This is a genomic window from Rhizobium sp. CB3090 (assembly GCF_029714285.1).
Lineage (GTDB): Bacteria > Pseudomonadota > Alphaproteobacteria > Rhizobiales > Rhizobiaceae > Rhizobium.
In genome coordinates, this window is record NZ_CP121662.1 from 2,642,369 (window position 1) to 2,660,269 (window position 17,901).

General features: G+C 60.1%; 14 protein-coding genes. 11 read left to right on the top strand and 3 right to left on the bottom strand.

What is annotated here, in order from left to right; all coding sequences use genetic code 11:
* Positions 1-382: 382 nt before the first annotated feature.
* Positions 383-2,362 carry a DUF882 domain-containing protein gene (locus QA646_RS12815; RefSeq protein ID WP_283055819.1) on the bottom strand — a complete coding sequence of 660 codons (1,980 nt, stop codon included), beginning with the start codon at positions 2,360-2,362 and terminating at the stop codon, positions 383-385.
* Between the two features lie 174 nt (positions 2,363-2,536).
* Positions 2,537-4,120, bottom strand: a complete 1,584-nt coding sequence (locus QA646_RS12820) for a sigma-54 dependent transcriptional regulator (protein WP_283055820.1) — start codon at positions 4,118-4,120, stop codon at positions 2,537-2,539.
* A 222-nt stretch (positions 4,121-4,342) separates the two neighbouring features.
* Here QA646_RS12820 and QA646_RS12825 point away from each other — a divergent pair, with 222 nt between their 5' ends.
* From QA646_RS12825 to hemH, 10 genes are all read left to right on the top strand, one after another.
* A complete protein-coding gene (locus tag QA646_RS12825) occupies positions 4,343-6,193 on the top strand; it encodes a M3 family oligoendopeptidase (RefSeq protein WP_283055821.1) in 1,851 nt (616 codons plus the stop codon).
* Positions 6,194-6,413: 220 nt separating this feature from the next.
* On the top strand, positions 6,414-7,574 hold the full coding sequence (locus tag QA646_RS12830) for an aminodeoxychorismate synthase component I (protein WP_283055822.1): 1,161 nt from the start codon (positions 6,414-6,416) through the stop codon (positions 7,572-7,574).
* Positions 7,559-8,200, top strand: a complete 642-nt coding sequence (locus tag QA646_RS12835; protein WP_283055823.1) for an aminotransferase class IV family protein — start codon at positions 7,559-7,561, stop codon at positions 8,198-8,200. The genes QA646_RS12830 and QA646_RS12835 overlap by 16 nt, the downstream gene beginning before the upstream one ends.
* Positions 8,201-8,204: 4 nt before the next feature.
* Entirely contained in the window at positions 8,205-8,489 is a 285-nt protein-coding gene (locus tag QA646_RS12840) for a YciI family protein (RefSeq protein WP_283055824.1), read from the top strand.
* A gap of 95 nt (positions 8,490-8,584) precedes the next feature.
* Positions 8,585-9,490: a DUF3445 domain-containing protein gene (locus tag QA646_RS12845; protein WP_283055825.1), complete on the top strand. Its 906-nt coding sequence runs from the start codon at positions 8,585-8,587 to the stop codon at positions 9,488-9,490.
* 137 nt (positions 9,491-9,627) lie between these two features.
* Positions 9,628-11,079 (top strand): homospermidine synthase, encoded by a 1,452-nt coding sequence (locus QA646_RS12850; RefSeq protein ID WP_283055826.1) that lies wholly within the window; start codon positions 9,628-9,630, stop codon positions 11,077-11,079.
* 182 nt (positions 11,080-11,261) lie between these two features.
* Entirely contained in the window at positions 11,262-11,636 is a 375-nt protein-coding gene (gene omp10 / locus QA646_RS12855; protein WP_283055827.1) for an outer membrane lipoprotein Omp10, read from the top strand.
* Between the two features lie 35 nt (positions 11,637-11,671).
* Positions 11,672-11,992 carry a hypothetical protein gene (locus QA646_RS12860; protein WP_283055828.1) on the top strand — a complete coding sequence of 107 codons (321 nt, stop codon included), beginning with the start codon at positions 11,672-11,674 and terminating at the stop codon, positions 11,990-11,992.
* 150 nt (positions 11,993-12,142) lie between these two features.
* On the top strand, positions 12,143-14,431 hold the full coding sequence (locus QA646_RS12865) for a 5'-nucleotidase C-terminal domain-containing protein (protein WP_283055829.1): 2,289 nt from the start codon (positions 12,143-12,145) through the stop codon (positions 14,429-14,431).
* Between the two features lie 98 nt (positions 14,432-14,529).
* Positions 14,530-15,555, top strand: a complete 1,026-nt coding sequence (hemH, locus tag QA646_RS12870; RefSeq protein ID WP_283055830.1) for a ferrochelatase — start codon at positions 14,530-14,532, stop codon at positions 15,553-15,555.
* A 55-nt stretch (positions 15,556-15,610) separates the two neighbouring features.
* Here the strand turns inward: hemH and QA646_RS12875 are convergent, their stop codons facing one another.
* A complete protein-coding gene (locus tag QA646_RS12875) occupies positions 15,611-16,519 on the bottom strand; it encodes a S1C family serine protease (RefSeq protein ID WP_283058866.1) in 909 nt (302 codons plus the stop codon).
* A 363-nt stretch (positions 16,520-16,882) separates the two neighbouring features.
* On the opposite strand from QA646_RS12875, the gene QA646_RS12880 reads away from it, so the two are divergent.
* Positions 16,883-17,899: an SPFH domain-containing protein gene (locus QA646_RS12880; protein WP_283058867.1), complete on the top strand. Its 1,017-nt coding sequence runs from the start codon at positions 16,883-16,885 to the stop codon at positions 17,897-17,899.
* Positions 17,900-17,901 lie beyond the last annotated feature (2 nt).

Below are 17,901 nucleotides of genomic sequence, written 5' to 3' on the forward strand. Positions count from 1 at the left end.
TTCCGTCGGATTTGCGGCTGGCGTAAACGTAAATAGGGGGCTCCAAAGTGTCCGGAACCCATCCAAAGGTATCGGCGCACCATCGTACAACAGAGGCCTGATGCTTTGATGAGAGTCTTTTTGACTCGACAAGGGCGGTCGCTGCGCCGCACGGAAGCAGCCGAAAGCCTTTTCAGCCGAACTTAGAGCAATTCCAGGAAAAGTGCAAAGCGGTTTTCCGTCCGGAATGCGTAAAAACAAAGAGATAGAGCGGGAAAGCGATTCCGTAAAACGCTGAACCGCTCTAGAACAGCATTTAGCTCAGTTTGAATCTGGATGATATTTCAGCCGATCCCACCGCAGCGGAACCGGCAACTCGGGTTTTCTGTTGGGTCGTGTGGAGCTACTCGAGCGAATTGAACTTCTTCACCTGCAGGAAGTTTACGGCCGAACCGCTGAAACGCTCCGGATCGATCGACGCGGTCTGCACCTTGAAGCCTTCTGTATAGACGGCGGTCGGCTGAGCGCGCAGCGTCGGGCTGACGAAGCGCGGTGCCTTGACCGGGCGATTGACGATCTCGACACGGGCATTGGCGATCGCCCACTGCGAGATCATCTTCTCGGTCAGCTTCGGTTCGGTGGTCACAGTTGCGCGGCCGGCATCGGCCACCGCGGCATCCTGTTTGTTCGGCCGGCCGCCCTTGGTCGCGATACCGGCAGCAATCGGACGCTCCTGCGGCCGCGCCGGTTCGAAACTGTCATTGAAGCGGCCGCCGCTGACCTTGATGTCGTTGGAGGTCGGCGCCAGTGCCGCGACCTGCATCGGCATCGGCTGTCCCGGCCGCTTCTGCGGCGAGACCGCAGCGATAGCCCGGACGGCGTCATTGTCGCCAACGGCGTTGTTCTGGGCCGGCGGCGCGGCCTCCGCGGTATTCTTCGGCGGTATCTCGTCCTTGGATGCGGCATTGTTGGCGGCCACATTCACCGGAACGCCGGCATTCATATCCGCCTGATCGACGCGATGCTGCTCGAGAGCCGCGACGATCGACGGCGACAGCGTGCCTTCGTCGGCAGCATCGTCGATCGCATCCGGATCGGCGTCGGCGGAGGCGAGCAGACTTTCGGCGACTTCCGGACGCTCGGCCGGGACCGGCACGTCGGCCGTCTGATCCTTCGCGTCCGCCTCAGCGGAAGCTAGCTCGGCATCGCCGGGCGAACGGCGGTCAAGCAGCGAGGGCACGGGAACGTGATAGTCACGAAGATCCGCATATTGCTGATCCTGCTGCTGGCCGTTCGCATCCGGCATGGCTGCGGCAAGCGCATCCTGAGCGGCGTTATGCGTCGGAGACATCAGGGCCGAAGCCACTTCGCTCCCCGCCGGCTGATTGCCGAAGGCTGGCCGAACTTGCGGAACGGGCGCGTTTATGCTGGCAACCTGCGTCTGCGGCTGGCTGTCGTCGCCTTCATCCGCCGCGACAGGAGCCTGCTCGGTCTTCTTGCTGCTGGCAACGAGGGTGGTCGGCGCTGCCGTTGCCGGTGCGCCTTCATCCGCATTGTCCTCTTCCTCATCCGCGCCGCCGCCAAACAGTCTGGCGAAGAAGCCGCGACGCGAATGCGAAGCGCTGGCAATCTGGATATCGTCAGAAGACATGCGGCGCTTATAGTCGGCCACCGCCTCCTGATAGCCTGGCAACGGCCGACCGTCGGCCGGAATATGCATCGTCTTGCCATCGGGGAAGAGACGGACGAGATCCTGGCGATCCATGCGCGGCCAGGCGCGCACGCCGCCGACGTCCATATGCACGAAGGGCGAACCGGATGTCGGATAGAAGCCGACGCCGCCGACCTGCAGCTTCATACCGATTTCGCGCAGCTTGGTGAGCTTGACATCGGGAATATAGAAGTCCATCGCGTTGCCAAGCATATGCTGGCTCTTCTTCGCCACACCCGTATGGGCCGAGCGCGTGCGCAGCATCTCGTTGGTTCCCGGCGAGCGGAAGCCGCAGACGACGTAGATGAATTCATGCGAACCGCTTTCGCGGTAGACTTCCCAGATCAGGTCGAACAAGCGCGGGTTCATCTTGGTCGGCTGGTTTTTACGCCAGTCGCGCAGAATGCGGTTCAGTTTCTCCAAACCGTCCGGATCGAACTTTCCATTGCGCTTGTAGGTGATGACCGCCTTTTCGCCTGTGTGAACATAATAGATCTTGAGGCTGCGGGTTTCGCCGCCTGCCTGGGAGGGGGAGCCAACGAAAACCGGAGTGGAAACAGCCATCGCAAGCAGACCAACGGCTACGACCTTGGCCACCTTACGAAATATCTCTGAGCACGCAAAAAGCCTGCTCAAGCTATTAAGCTTGGTATTTCCAATCAGATTCGGCAATTCGATCCCCGTCCGACAGACAATGTCGCATCGTGTTCCAAATGGCTGTCAATTGCGGTGACACGATGGCAAAAATGCCACACATGGTCGCCCTCTTCATACATGGTGAACGATGCACTAACAAGTGCTTTACGACAGGTAACAAAATATGCTTGCCTAAACGTTAATATACACTCAGGCCGCATGTTTCTGCGGGTCATCCGGGTCTATCCCATAGTCTTTCAACTTGCGATAGAGAGTCGAACGCCCGATTCCGAGCTTCCTTGCCACTTGACTCATCTGTCCTCGATAGAATTTGAGAGCGAAACGAATAAGCTCTTCCTCAACATCTGCGAGCTTTCTGACGTCGCCGGACGGGTCGGTGCTGGCGATGACATTGTCCGATGCAGGAGCAGATGCTGTGTCGACGATCGAAAGCGGCGGGGTTGTAACCGCCTCCGAGGAAATGACACGCATGCCGCGCTCAAACCTCTCGTCGGGGTCTGCGCCGCTGCTGAAAGCCTCGGAATTATCCACAACTAAGGTCGGATGCTCGGCAGTAAAATAGCCCGGCAACTGTGCCGCAATCTGCGGGAAATCTGCTTCGACCAGCTCCGAACCCTCGGACAGCACGACAGCGCGGAAGATCGCGTTTTCGAGCTGGCGGATATTGCCCGGCCAGTCATAGGCCGTCAGCAATGCCAGGGCGCCCGGACTGATCGAAAGCGAATGACCAAGCTTCTGTTCGAGCGCAAATCGATCGGCGAAGGCGCGTGCGAGGTATGGAATATCTTCCTTGCGGCGGCGCAGCGCCGGCATGGTGATCGGGAAGACGTTGAGGCGATAGTAAAGATCTTCGCGGAACCGGCCGGCCTTCACCTCTTCGATCAGGTCCTTGTTGGTGGCCGAGATCAGCCGGACATTGACCTTTTGGGCAACGCGTGCGCCAACCGTCTCGATCTCACCCTGCTGCACGGCGCGCAGTAGCTTGACCTGCACCTCCAGCGGCAGATCGCCGACTTCGTCGAGGAACAGCGTGCCGCCATCAGCCTCCATGAACTTGCCGACATGCCGCTCGGCAGCGCCGGTGAAAGCGCCCTTCTCGTGGCCGAACAGAATGCTCTCGACAAGGTTGTGCGGAATGGCACCGCAATTGACCGTCACGAAAGGCTTGCCGGCGCGGTCACTGCCGGCTTGGATGGCGCGCGCCACCAGCTCCTTGCCGACGCCGGATTCGCCTTCAAGCACGACGGGGATGTTCGATTGCGCCGCCCGCTGGGCAAGATCGATCACCCGCATCATCGCCGGACTCGCCGAGACGATGTCGTCGAAGCTGATCGAGCTCGTGCGCGACCTGCGTCCGGCGCGGGCCTTGGCCTCGCGCTGATCGAGCTTCAGCGCATTGGCAATCGAAGCCGCTATCCGTTCCGGCGATACCGGCTTGACGACGAAATCGAAAGCGCCGGCCCGCATGGCCTGCACCACGGTCTCGATACCGCCCTGCCCCGTCTGCACGATGACGGGCAGATCGGTGCCCATATCGCTCAGCGCGCCCAGAAACTCGATGCCGTTCATCTCGGGCATCATGAGATCGAGCACGATCACGTTGATCTGCTCGCTGTTGCGCTTCAATATCTCAAGGCCGAAACGGCCATTCTCCGCCAGATGAGCAACGTGTCCGTGCCGCTCGATAGCGTTTTTCAGCAGACGCCGTTGAATCGGATCATCCTCGACAACGAGAATCTGCGCGCCCCCCTTGGCGCTATTAAATACGGTCATTGGTGCCTCACTTCATGCGAAACCTGATGGGGACCTTCGCAGAAAGGCTTGAACACGAAGTTTTGCCAAAGCATCGTATTTTAATCATTATGACGAATGTAACGCCGTCCATGAATTCGGCCGTTCGATCTCAAGGAAATCGCCCTTGCCGCGGCCTTTTCAGCCGAATAGACACGGAGAGACCGGACCGTTCCGCAAAGAAAAGCAGAGGAAATACCGCCTATGAGCCCGACCTCGCTCCATTCATCCCCTAATTTTTCCGCAGGCCCGACGGCCGCAGCGACAAACGCCGCGCTCGGCGACCTGCCCGCCTGGAAACTCAGCGATCTCTATCCTTCCGCCACTTCGACGGCCTTCGTCAGTGACATGGAAAAGGCCGGAAAGGCGGCGATCGCCTTCGAGGAAAAGTGGAAAGGCAAGCTCGCTGATGCTGCCAGCAAGACCGGCGACGCAGGCATCGGCGCCGCACTGAAGGAATATGAGGCGCTGGACGACATCATGGGCCGTCTCGGCTCCTTCGGCGGCCTCACCTATTTCTCAAACACCAGCGATCCGGCCAATGGCAAGCTCTATGGCGACGTGCAGGCGCGGCTGACCGACTATTCCGCCCATCTGCTGTTCTTTCCGCTGGAGCTCAATCGCATCGACGATGCAGCGATGGATGCCTGCATGGCGAACGACCCGGCCGCCGGCCACTACCGCCCCTGGATCGTCGACCTGCGCAAAGACAAGCCCTATCAGCTCGACGACAAGCTGGAGCAGCTATTCCTTGAAAAATCCATGACCAGTGCCGCCGCCTTCAATCGGCTGTTCGACGAGACGATGGCGGAGCTGCGGTTCGAGGTGGATGGCGAGAAGCTTCCGCTGGAAGTCGCCTTGAACATGCTGCAGGAGAAGGACCCCGAGATGCGCCGCAAGGCGGCAATGGCCCTTGCCGAAACCTTCAAGGCCAATTTGCGCATCTTCACGCTGATCACCAACACGCTTGCCAAGGATAAGGACATCGCCGACCGCTGGCGCGGTTTCGAGGATATCGCGGACAGCCGGCATCTCGCCAACCGCGTCGAGCGCGAAGTCGTCGACGCATTGGCTGCCGCCGTGCGCGACGCCTATCCGCGCCTCTCGCACCGCTACTACAAGATGAAGGCCAAGTGGCTCGGCATGGAGCAGATGAATTTCTGGGACCGCAATGCCCCGCTGCCAGAGACGTCCAACGCACTGATCCCCTGGCGCGAGGCGAAGGAGACCGTTCTTTCCGCCTACGGCAATTTCGCCCCGGAAATGGCTGATATCGCAAAGCGCTTCTTCGATGAGGAATGGATCGATGCGCCGGTGCGTCCCGGCAAGGCGCCAGGCGCGTTCGCGCATCCGACCGTTCCTTCCGCGCATCCCTACGTGCTCGTCAACTATATGGGCAAGCCGCGCGATGTCATGACACTGGCACACGAGCTCGGCCATGGTGTGCATCAGGTGCTCGCCGGCGGCCAGGGCGCGCTGATGTGCCAGACGCCGCTGACGCTGGCCGAAACCGCGTCCGTCTTCGGCGAAATGCTGACCTTCCGCGCTCTGCTCGACAAGACCACCGACAAGCGCGAGCGCAAGGCGATGCTCGCCCAGAAGGTCGAGGACATGATCAACACAGTCGTCCGCCAGATCGCCTTCTACGAATTCGAGCGCAAGGTACACACCGCCCGCAAGAACGGCGAACTGACATCGGACGATATCGGCGAGCTATGGCTCTCCGTCCAATCGGAAAGCCTCGGACCGGCGATCAAGATTTCCGAGGGCTACGAGACTTATTGGGCCTATATCCCCCACTTCATCCATTCGCCCTTCTATGTCTATGCCTACGCCTTCGGCGACTGCCTGGTGAATTCGCTCTACGCCGTCTACCAGAATGCCGAACAGGGCTTTCAGGAGAAATATTTCGAGCTGCTGAAGGCCGGCGGCACCAAGCATCACTCCGAACTCCTGAAGCCCTTCGGCCTCGACGCCACCGATCCGTCGTTCTGGAGTAAGGGACTGTCGATGATCGAAGGGCTTATCGATGAGCTGGAGGCGTTAGATAGGTAAGGTTTCGCCTTCTCCCCAAGGGAGAAGGATGCGCGTAAGCGCAAGGTTGAGGGGACGTTGCACCGTAAGGAGGATTATTGCCTTTCGCTCGCCGCTCAAGGCCTTCAGAGCTTCGCTCTTCGCCCCCTCATCCGCCCCCCGAGCTGTCGAGGGGCGGGCTACCTTCTACCTCTAGGGAGAAGGCGTTAGTAACATCTGACACAAGGACTCAGAAGGCCGCATGGCCGATACCCAACCCTACGTCCTCTTCCGGGACGACAGCACAGGACAAGTGATGCTCTTTGCCGAGCCGGCGGAGATCATCACAGCGCGAACACGTGCGGAATTCTTCGATGCCCTCGATCGGATGCAAAAGGCGAAGGCGGAGGGAAAATGGCTGGCGGGCTATATGGCCTATGAGGCGGGCCACCTCTTCGAGGAAAAACTTGCGTCTTTCGCTGAGGAGAACCGCGAGACGCCGCTGCTCTGCTTCGGCGTCTTCGACGCTCCGGCGGCGGATGGTCACCCCCTCGCCCAACCATTGCAACGTCTCGAAAACGAGGCATTTCTGACCGACGCCACGGCCGCGTGGAATCTTGCTATATATAAAGAGAGGTTCGACCGGCTGCATTGGCACTTGCGCCAGGGCGACTGCTATCAGGCAAACCTCACCATGCCGATCACGGCCCGTTGGAATGGCGACGCCCGCGCCGCCTTCTGGTCACTGATCGAGCTTCAGCCGGTGAAATATGGAGCGCTGGTCGATCTCGGCGGCCCGATTATCCTGTCGCGCTCGCCCGAACTCTTCTTCCGCACCGACGACGACGGCTGGATCGAGACGCATCCGATGAAGGGCACCGCCAAGCGTGGCGCCGACGCCGCCGAGGATGCCGAGATCATCAGCGCCATGCTTGCCGATGAGAAGACGCAAGCCGAGAACCGGATGATCGTTGACCTCCTGCGTAACGACATCTCGCGCATCACCGAGGTCGGCACGCTCGAAGTGCCGAAACTCTTCGAGATCGAGACCTATCCGACCGTGCACCAGATGGTCAGCCACGTGCAGGCAAAGCTGCGCCCCAACATGACCATTCGCGATATCTTCGCGGCACTCTTCCCCTGCGGCTCGATCACCGGCGCGCCGAAAATGCGGGCGATGGAAATTCTGCACGAGCTCGAAGTCGGTCCGCGCGACGCCTATTGCGGGGCGATCGGCATGATTTCGCCCGGCGGCGCCATGCGCTTTTCCGTGGCGATCCGCACCATCACGCTGTTCGATGACGGCCGCGCCGTCTTCAATGTCGGCGGCGGCATCGTTTTCGATTCGACGGCGGAGGCCGAATATGAAGAATGCCTGTTGAAAGCACGCTTCGCCGTGGGGGACCGATGGATCCAGCGCTAGAGGACTTTTCGCTGATCGAGACGCTTCGCTATGAGCCGCAGACGGGCTTCCTGCGTCTGCGCCTGCATCTTGCCCGCCTTCAACGTTCCGCCCGCCGATTGGGTTTTCCCGCACCGAAGGATGCGCTGACGAAACTGGATGCCGCCGTCGCCGGCGCGAATGCTCCATTGCGTGTCCGCCTGACGTTCGATCGCGCCGGGCGGACGGACGTCACCACGGCCGCTTTCACGCCGCTTGCGCCCGATACCGTCTGGCGCGTCCGCATTGCCAAGACCTGTCTTGATTCCGCCGACACGCTGCTGCGCGTCAAAACCACCCGCCGGTCCGCCTATGAGGCTGCCCGCGCCGAATACTCGCCGGCGGAGGCCGACGAAGTGCTGTTGCTCAATGAGAAGGATGAGGTCTGCGAAGGCACCATTACCTCGATCTTCCTCGACGAGGGTTCCGGTCCATTGCGGACGCCGCCCATCTCTTCCGGCCTGCTCGCCGGTGTGTTGCGCACGGAGCTCATCTGCCAGCGCAAAGCCCGCGTTGGTCGGATAAGGCTGGACGATCTGGAAAAAGGTGAGCTTTATGTCGGAAACTCCCTGCGCGGATTGATCCGTTCACAACTCATACGGAATTGACGTAATGTTCATTCTCTCGCTGACCTACCTCAAAGGCAATGACGAAGCCGACAAGCACATGGAGCCGCATATGGCCTGGGTGAAGGAAGGCTATGCGAAAGGCTGGTTCCTCGCGTCCGGCCGCAAGGTGCCGCGCACCGGCGGCATCATCTTTGCCCGCGGCGACCGGGCCGAACTGGAAGCCTATGTCGCAGCCGATCCTTTCACCATCCACGGCGTCGCTGCCTATGACATCACGGAAATCGCTCTGACGACTGTTATGGAAGGGTTGGAGGCGTTGAAAGCGTGATTGGAAACCGCGAGGACGTCGCCGCGATGGATGATAAACAATCGGAAGAATGGCTTTTCGTTCCCAAGGGAATATTGACGCAGTAGGCTCCGTCCGTGACCTTGTTGACCTACACGCCCTATGACGGCTCCGCGAAGCCCTTCACGATCGGTCTCTTGCCGCTCGATCCGGCGCGATGGATCGAGCCGGACGCCGACCTCGAGCGCTATCTCGATGAAAAGCGAGGGCTTCTTTGCGACCATCGCGATGATATTTTCATTTCCCAAGACGGATCGGAAAATGCGCAGCAGGAGTGCCTCGATCTTCTGATCGCTTATCTCTGCGAACAGCATCCGACGATCTATCATCGCGACGGCGACATTGTCTCCGCTGCCGGTCACTCGATCGATCTCGCCGATCCCTACCTGCCGCCGCTTCTGAAAGCGGGTTCGCTCGTTGCCGACGATCTCGTCATCATGCGGCGCAAGGAGAATGGCTGGCATCTCGTCGCCGGCCATGTCGCCTTCCCCTCCTCCTGGTCGCTCCAGGAAAAATTCGGCCGGCCGATACAGGCGATTCATGCGGATGTGCCCGGTTTCGGTGAGGGCACCCGCAACGCCGTCCTCATCAACCGCATCTTCGACAATTTGCAGGTGGCCCAGCCCGTCGAACGGATGAACTGGTCGGTGAGCACGACAAACGAGCTGTCTCTCCCGACTTCGAAGCACCGGCGGCCGCCGGCCACAACAGCTCCCACGCTCGAAACCAGCTTTGCCCGCGTCGAGCGCCAGACGCTGCGGAAGCTGCCGGTATCGGGTGATATCCTCTTCACCATCCGCGTCTATGTCGACCCGATCGCCGCGATTGTCGGCCATCCTAAAGCCTCGGAACTGGCATTAAGCTTTGCTGCACAATTGGATGGTCTGGATGAACACCAGACGGCCTACAAAGGCCTCACCCATCAGAAGGCAGAGTTGGCGAGGCAATTGCGAGCGCTTGCGGAAGTTGCTTCACCAGCTTGACATTTGCCCGATAAGCCGGGACGGCTCTTTATTGTGACATCAATTTATGGTTAGAGCCGTTCACCTCGCATTTTCGCGCAAACATTGATTGATTTTTCAGCGACCGAACGGCGTCCTGCCTTTCGAAGGAGAAAAGAATGACGGAACAGAACTATCCGGTATATGCCGAAATTACCGGTCCGATCGTGATGATCGGCTTTGGCTCTATCGGCCGCGGCACCTTGCCCCTGATCGAGCGCCATTTCAAATTCGACAAGAGCCGGATGGTCGTCATCGACCCGCAGATGGACGCCGAGCACCTGGCGATCCTCGAAAAGCACGGCGTCCGTCACATCCAGGAATATGTCACCAAGAGCAATTACAAGGACCTCTTGATGCCGCTTCTGACGGAGGGCGGCGGCCAGGGCTTCTGCGTCAACCTTTCGGTCGATACGTCCTCGCTCGATCTCATCAAGTTCTGCCGCAAGCACGATGTTCTTTATATCGACACCGTCGTCGAGCCCTGGCTCGGCTTCTATTTCGACAAGAACATGAAGAATGCCGATCGCACCAACTATGCGCTGCGTGAAACCGTGCGCAAGGAAAAGGCGAAAAACCCGGGCGGCGCAACCGCGGTCTCTACCTGCGGCGCAAACCCGGGCATGGTGTCCTGGTTCGTCAAGCAGGCGCTCGTCAATCTCGCCCATGATATCGGCATCAAGTTCGAAGAGCCGGATCAGCATGACCGCGAAGGCTGGGCAAAGCTGATGAAGAAGGTCGGTGTCAAGGGCATCCACATCGCCGAGCGCGACACCCAGCGCACCAAGCATCCGAAGCCGCTGAACGTCTTCTGGAACACCTGGTCTGTCGAAGGCTTTATCTCCGAAGGCATGCAGCCGGCCGAACTCGGCTGGGGCACGCATGAGGAGTGGATGCCGAAGAACGCCAAGAAGCACAAGAAGGGCTGCCAGGCCGCCATCTACCTGGAGCAGCCGGGCGCCAACACCCGCGTTCGTACCTGGTGCCCGACGCCAGGCCCGCAGTACGGCTTCCTCGTCACGCACAACGAGTCGATCTCGATCGCCGATTTCTTCACGGTCCGCGACAAGGATGGCGAAGTCACTTTCCGCCCGACCTGCCATTACGCCTACCATCCGGCCAACGATGCCGTGCTTTCGCTGCACGAAATGTTCGGCAACGGCGGCACACCGCAGCCGGTTCACCACGTCCTCGATGAAGACGAGCTGGAAGACGGCATCGACGAACTCGGCGTGCTGCTCTATGGTCACGACAAGAACGCCTATTGGTATGGTTCGCGCCTGTCGCTCGAAGAGACCCGCCGCATTGCGCCATACCAGAATGCAACCGGCCTGCAGGTAACTTCCGCGGTACTTGCTGGCATGGTCTGGGCTCTGGAAAATCCGAACGCCGGCATCGTCGAAGCGGACGAGATCGACTACAAGCGCTGCCTCCAAGTGCAGTTGCCGTATCTCGGCCCGGTTGAAGGCCACTACACCGATTGGACGCCGCTTGACGGCCGCCCCGGCCTCTTCCCGGAAGACATCGACACCAAGGATCCTTGGCAGTTCAAGAACATCCTGGTTCGCTGATCGACAGATCATCCGAACGGTCGAAACTTCAAAATGCCCGTACAGGTCGTGCGGGCATTTTTGTTACGCTCGGCGGATAAATCGAAGTGACGGGTTCTGGAGCCTTGCTTTCGACAGATCGCCGCGCCATGGTTCCCGCAACCAATATGACATTAGTCCGCCTTCAATCGCGGGAGATATTTATGAAGATCAGAACCAGCATTGCCCTTCTCGCAGCCGCTGCAGCATTGTCCGCCTGTGTCGATTTTGGCGGATCGAGGCCTCCGCCTGCCATGCGCGCCAGCGTGCAGCCGCAGACGGGGGTGGAAGGCAACTGGAGCGATGCGAACGGCCTCATTTCGACCTTCCAGGCCGGCACCTTCACGACGCACACCACTGACAGCAATTCGGTCCTGGCTTCGGGTACCTATAGCATGGTTTCCCCTAGCCTGATCGAGATCAACATGACGTCGCTGGTGCGCAAGACGCAGTCCAAGATCAACTGCGCCCTGATCAACCCTTCTCAGCTCAACTGCACCTCGGATGCCGGCAAACAGTTTTCCCTCAATCGCCGATAGAGGCTGAAACAGGCGCGACGGACGGATAATATGCCATGCACAGAATGGCGCCCTATCTCGTTCTCGTCGCCGCGCTGCCGCTCGCCATCCTGGCGGCGGCTCTGCCTGCCAACAGCTACAAGGCGCAGGGTATCACAGCGCTCGATTGCGACGGACCGATAAGCGTCTTCATTATCGCCCTGCCCGCCTTGGTGATCTATGCTGCCGGCGCGATCCTGCTTTACCGCGATCGGAGCCGGCGCTTTCATTACATGGCAGCCCTTTGCTGCCTGCTCGTCACTCTTGCCGTCGGCTGGAATTTCATTGCCGCCGTGCGGGAGTCCTATGGCGATGCCTCCATCGAAGCCTGCGCCTGACGCGGCGACTTTCTTTCCGGCAAATTTGCAAAATCCTAATAAACCCAACAGCTTTTGCTTGCGCTCTTTCCGCCACGATGAAAAAATTCGATGCGGGGTACCGCCGCGGGACATGGGCGGGCCGGATATGGTGAGCAACAGGAGAGAGAGATGACGAAGCCCTTCGGTATGGGTCTTTTGGCCGCTGTGGCCTTGGCGCTCAGCGCCAGCACCGCTTTCGCGGATTACCAGCTCAACATTCTGCACTTCAATGATTTCCATTCGCGCGTCGAACCGATCAACAAGTTCGACGCCACCTGCTCTGCCGCGGAAGAAAGCAAAAATGAATGCTTTGGCGGGGCCGCACGGCTGAAGACCGCGATCGACCAGCGTCGCGCTGCACTTGCCGGCCAAAATGTCCTGTTGCTCGATGCCGGCGACAATTTCCAGGGCTCGCTGTTCTACACGACCTACAAAGGGGCTGCCGAGGTCGAATTTCTCAATGATATGAAGCTCGACGCCATGACCGTTGGCAATCACGAATTCGATGACGGCGAAGGCCCGCTCGCCGCCTTCCTCGACAAGGCGCAGTTCCCGGTCGTCACCGCCAATCTGGTCATAGACGACCAATCGAAAATCGGCGAACGCATCAAGAAATCGATCGTACTCGATATCGGCGGCCAGAAAATCGGCATCGTCGGCGCGGTCACGACCGAGACAGCGGAGCTCTCCTCACCTGGCCCGCATGTCAAGATCACCGACGATGCGGCCGCCATCAGTGCCGAGGTGGATGCGCTGAAGTCGCAGGGCGTCAACAAGATCATCGCGCTCACCCATGTCGGCTATCCGCGCGACGTCGCCCAGATTGCCAGGATCGCCGGCGTCGATGTCGTCGTCGGCGGTCATTCGCACACGCTGCTGTCCAATACGGACCCGAAAGCAGCCGGCCCTTATCCGACCATGGTCGACAACCCGGCAGGCTATAAAGTCCCGGTCGTCCAGGCCGCCTCCTACAGCAAGTATCTCGGCGACATCGTCATCACCTTCGATGACAACGGCGTCGTCAAGGAAGCCAAGGGCGATCCCATCCTGCTCGATTCTTCGATCAAACCGGACCCCGCCATTGCCGCCCGTATCCAGGAAATGGCCAAGCCGATCGAGGAACTGCGACACAAGGTCATTGGCTCCTCGCAAGCCCCGATCGAGGGCGCACGCGAGATTTGCCGCGTCCAGGAATGCTCCATGGGCAATCTCGTCGCCGATGCCATGCTCGACCGCACGAAAAACCAGGGCATAGCGATTGCCATCCAGAACGGCGGCGGCTTGCGCGCCTCGATCGGCGCCGGCGACGTCACCATGGGCGACGTGCTGACCGTGCTGCCGTTCCAGAATACGGTCGCCACCTTCCAGTTGACGGGTGCCGACGTGAAGGCGGCACTGGAGAACGGCCTCAGCCAGATCGACGACGGCGCGGGCCGTTTCCCCCAGGTCGCCGGTCTCAAATATACCTTTGACAAATCAAAGCCGCCCGGCGACCGCGTCGTCTCCATCATGGTACAAGAAGGCACGGAGTTTGTGCCGCTCGATCCCAACAAGACCTATGGCGTCGTCAGCAACAATTATATGCGCGCCGGCGGAGACGGTTACGTCGTCTTTGCAAAGAACGGCAAGAATGCCTATGACTTCGGCCCCGATCTGGAGGGAGTCGTCGCCGACTATCTGGCAGCGCACAATCCCTATAAGCCCTATACGGATGGCCGCGTGACACAGGTCGGCGGCACCGCAACCACCGCCCAATCCGAGGCAGGCAAGCCGGCGGAAACGCAACAGGCGGCATCATCGGATCAGAAGCCCGCCCCGGCTGCGGCCGATACCGGTGCAGCATCCTCCACAACGGCTCCCGCTGCTTCGACCCCTGCCACGACGACACCCGATACATCAGCGTCTCAGGCTACGGCGCCAGCCACGACCGCTCCGACGGCGACTGCTCCGGCCACAACAACCGCGCCTGCTGCGACCGCCCCTGCTGCCTCACCCGCCACGACCCCAGACACGTCGACAGCTCAGACGACAGCACCCGCCGCGAACCCGCCGGCGACGACCACCGCTCCGGCAACCACGCCTCCCGCTACAACGACGGCGCCCAATACGCCCGCACCCGCCACCTCAACGCCCAACAATACCACACCCGCCACCCCGGCGCCCGAGACGACTGCGCCCGCAACGACTGCTCCTACGACAACGCCTCCCGCTGCCACAACTACGACACCGGCGACCGAGGCTAGCGAGCCGCCGAAAACGCCGACGACCCATGTCATCGCCGCCGGCGATACGCTCTGGGATATCGCCAAGACCTATTACGGCAACGCCGGCGCATGGCACAAACTCATGGCCGCTAACCGCAATCTCAAGCCGCGCCACCTCACCATCGGTCGCGAATTGAAGATTCCGGCCAAGTAAGGACGATTTGTCTCGTAAAAGTCAGCCGGTCCGGGCTTTCCCGGGCCGGCTTTTGTTCCTATGTGAGGTGCTCCGTTTTGTTGAGAGGACCACCATTGATGATCGCAGAAGCCTCGGCCGGCCAATCGCAACAGAAATCCGGCAAGATCGGCGTCCTTCTCGTCAATCTCGGCACGCCTGACGGCACCGACTACAGGTCGATGCGGCGCTATCTGCGCGAATTCCTGACCGACAAGCGCGTCATCGAGTGGTCACCCTGGAAATGGTATCCGATCCTGTTCGGCATCGTCCTGAACACCCGCCCCGGCAAGGTCGGCAAGGCCTATGAGACCATCTGGAACAAGGAAAAGAACGAAAGCTTCCTGCGCACCTATACCCGCAACCAATCGGATTTGATGGCCGCGCGGCTGATGGACCTGCCTGACATTGTCGTCGATTGGGCCATGCGCTATGGCAAGCCATCGATCGGCGAGCGCATCCAGGTGCTGAAAGATCAGGGTTGCGACCGTATTCTGCTATTTCCGCTCTATCCGCAATATGCGGCCGCCACCACCGCCACCGTCAATGACAAGGCATTCGAAAAGCTGATGGCCATGCGCTGGCAGCCGGCATTACGCACCGTACCGGATTATCATACCGACCCTACCTATATCGAAGCACTTGCAAACTCCGTCACCCGGCACCTCGCCACACTCGACTGGCAGCCGGAGAAGATCCTGGCCTCGTTCCACGGTATCCCGCTTTCCTATTCCGAGAAGGGCGACCCCTATTATCGGCAGTGTGTCGAGACCAGCCGGTTGCTGCGTGAAAGGCTCGGACTATCCGAAGACCGGTTCATGCTCACCTTCCAATCCCGCTTCGGACCGGAGGAATGGCTGCAACCCTACACCGACAAGACGGTGGAACGCCTTGCCAAGGAAGGTACGAAACGCATCGCCGTTCTCAACCCCGGCTTCGTCTCGGATTGCCTGGAAACGCTCGAGGAAATTGCCGAACAGGCAGCCGAATCCTTCCACCACAATGGCGGCGAGAAGTTTACGCACATCCCCTGCCTGAACGATAGCGAAGACGGCATGCGAGTACTGGAAAAGGTGGTCAGGCGGGAATTGCTGGGCTGGGTTTGATGCCCTCTGCTCCTGCGGCGCCGGGTGCCGTTTCGGCCGCCGCAATGGCAGTGCTTTACTGCAATTGCGGTTTCCTGAGGAAGCTGCTCCGGTCGGCCGATTTGACGCGCAGCCATGCTTCGCGGCCGTTGCGCAATATCCTCATGGGGATTTCCGCGCCGGCAGGGCCGCTTTCCCACACCTTGCGGTAAAAATCGGCCAAGCTGTCAACCTCGCCGTCCCGGATCTCGGAGATGACGTCGCCTCGCTGCAGCCCCGCCTGAGCGGCCGGACCTCCTTCCGCGACGCTCATGACCACGACCTCGCCGTTGCTTTCGGCGGAGAAAGCGCCGAGCCAAGGTCGCGGCGGCTTGTTGACCTGGCCTCGGTTGAGTAGATCATCGAGAATAGGCGGCAGCAAATCGATCGGCACCACCATGTTGATATCGGCCGTCTCTTCGTTCTGAGAGGCCATCTGCAGGTGAAGCGATCCGATGCCCAAAAGCTTGCCATGCGCGTCGATAAGCGCGGCGCCTCCCCATGAAGGATGGGCGGGCGCCACGAAGATCGCCTCCTCCAGCAGATATTCCCAATAACCGGCGAATTCCTGCTTGGCCACGATGTTTGCACGAACGAATTGGCCGATTCCGTCAGCAATCACCACGGGATCACCAATTGCGGCTCTGGCAGCATTGCCGAATTCCAGTGCGGGAACGCCAAGCGAGCCAAGCGCCTGGACCAGGCCGAAGCCGGTCTCCTGATCATAGGCAAGCGCATGAGCGGGAACCACACGGCCTTCATTGGTCGTCAGCCAGACCTCCTCGGCCTCGGTGATCAGATAGCCGATCGTGAGTACCAGTCCGTTATCCCTGATGACCACACCACTGCCTTCCCGCCGGATTCCCAATGCCCCAGCCGTAAAGGCATCTTCCGGAATTGAAGCGTGCACGGCCACGATTGACCGCAAAGTCCTGTCGATATTCATCATCTCACCCTGGTGTTGCGCCATGCCATGGCTCGGAGAGCCGCACGGCGGCAGAAACCGGATACATTCCTCCCCTTAAGGTATGAACATGTGCCGTCAGGTGCAAGGTCGGAGTGAAATTGAGAGGGCGCCGGAACTGTCTGTTCGGGCCGCAAACGCGAGATTTCCGCCCGCCCTTTCATGTCGCGGAGCAGGTCAGAAGGTTGGATTTCGCGGCCCATTCCGTCCTTGCCGAGAACATGCTAACCCACCACATCAGATTGAGCTATTGCGCCGCTTGTTCGCTCGAATGCGCAGAGATCGCGGCGGTGTTTTGACGTGACGCAAACCCTGCATCGTGCGGGAGCGTCGATGGAGGATTTTATGGTCGTCGGTGGTTTCAGCATCGTCGTGGTTGCCTTTGTTGTTTTGGTCATCCTGGTGCTGTTTGCCGGAGTTAAGACCGTGCCACAAGGATACCGCTATACGATCCAACGCTTCGGACGTTACACGCGGACACTCGAGCCCGGCCTCAATCTGATCGTGCCCTTCATCGAATCTATTGGCGCACGCATGAATGTCATGGAGCAGGTGCTGGTTGTCCCGACCCAGGAGGTCATCACCAAGGACAATGCGAGCATCGCCGCGGATGCCGTCGCCTTCTATCAGGTGCTGAACGCTGCGCAGGCCGCTTACCAAGTGACCAATCTCGAAAATGCCATTCAGAATCTGACAATGACAAATATCCGCTCCGTCATGGGCTCGATGGATCTCGATGAGCTGCTTTCCAATCGTGACGCCATCAATGACCGATTGCTGCGCGTCGTCGACGATGCCGTGCACCCCTGGGGCATCAAGGTCACTCGTGTCGAGATCAAGGACATACAGCCGCCAAAGGATTTGGTCGACGCGATGGCGCGGCAGATGAAGGCCGAGCGCGAAAAACGCGCTCAGGTGCTTGAGGCGGAAGGCCTGCGCAACGCGCAAATCCTGCGGGCCGAGGGCTCCAAACAGGCTGCGGTGCTGCAGGCGGAAGGTCAGCGCGAGGCAGCTTTCCGCAACGCGGAGGCACGCGAACGCCTGGCCGAAGCGGAAGCCAAGGCGACACGTATGGTTTCGGAGGCGATTGCCGCAGGCGACATTCACGCCATCAACTATTTCGTCGCACAGAAATATACGGAGGCACTCGCATCCATCGGCACAGCCGGTAATTCCAAGATCGTGCTGATGCCCATGGAAGCCGCTTCGCTCATCGGTTCGCTCGGCGGTATCGGCGCTATCGCCCGCGAGGTCTTCGGCGAGAGCAATGACGGCAATATGGCTTCGCAGTCGTCGCGTCCGCGTGCAGGCGCAACGCGCTCGACCCCCTCCGTCAATCCGCTGCCACCGCGGGAGAGCTGAAC

What these genes read in the sequence shown, in the direction of transcription:
- QA646_RS12820 (WP_283055820.1), bottom strand. Translation starts at nt 4,120, where the DNA reads ATGACCGTATTTAATAGCGCCAAGGGGGGCGCGCAGATTCTCGTTGTC.
- QA646_RS12825 (WP_283055821.1), top strand. Translation starts at nt 4,343, where the DNA reads ATGAGCCCGACCTCGCTCCATTCATCCCCTAATTTTTCCGCAGGCCCG.
- QA646_RS12830 (WP_283055822.1), top strand. Translation starts at nt 6,414, where the DNA reads ATGGCCGATACCCAACCCTACGTCCTCTTCCGGGACGACAGCACAGGA.
- QA646_RS12835 (WP_283055823.1), top strand. Translation starts at nt 7,559, where the DNA reads ATGGATCCAGCGCTAGAGGACTTTTCGCTGATCGAGACGCTTCGCTAT.
- QA646_RS12840 (WP_283055824.1), top strand. Translation starts at nt 8,205, where the DNA reads ATGTTCATTCTCTCGCTGACCTACCTCAAAGGCAATGACGAAGCCGAC.
- QA646_RS12850 (WP_283055826.1), top strand. Translation starts at nt 9,628, where the DNA reads ATGACGGAACAGAACTATCCGGTATATGCCGAAATTACCGGTCCGATC.
- omp10 (WP_283055827.1), top strand. Translation starts at nt 11,262, where the DNA reads ATGAAGATCAGAACCAGCATTGCCCTTCTCGCAGCCGCTGCAGCATTG.
- QA646_RS12860 (WP_283055828.1), top strand. Translation starts at nt 11,672, where the DNA reads ATGCACAGAATGGCGCCCTATCTCGTTCTCGTCGCCGCGCTGCCGCTC.
- QA646_RS12865 (WP_283055829.1), top strand. Translation starts at nt 12,143, where the DNA reads ATGACGAAGCCCTTCGGTATGGGTCTTTTGGCCGCTGTGGCCTTGGCG.
- hemH (WP_283055830.1), top strand. Translation starts at nt 14,530, where the DNA reads ATGATCGCAGAAGCCTCGGCCGGCCAATCGCAACAGAAATCCGGCAAG.
- QA646_RS12875 (WP_283058866.1), bottom strand. Translation starts at nt 16,519, where the DNA reads ATGAATATCGACAGGACTTTGCGGTCAATCGTGGCCGTGCACGCTTCA.
- QA646_RS12880 (WP_283058867.1), top strand. Translation starts at nt 16,883, where the DNA reads ATGGTCGTCGGTGGTTTCAGCATCGTCGTGGTTGCCTTTGTTGTTTTG.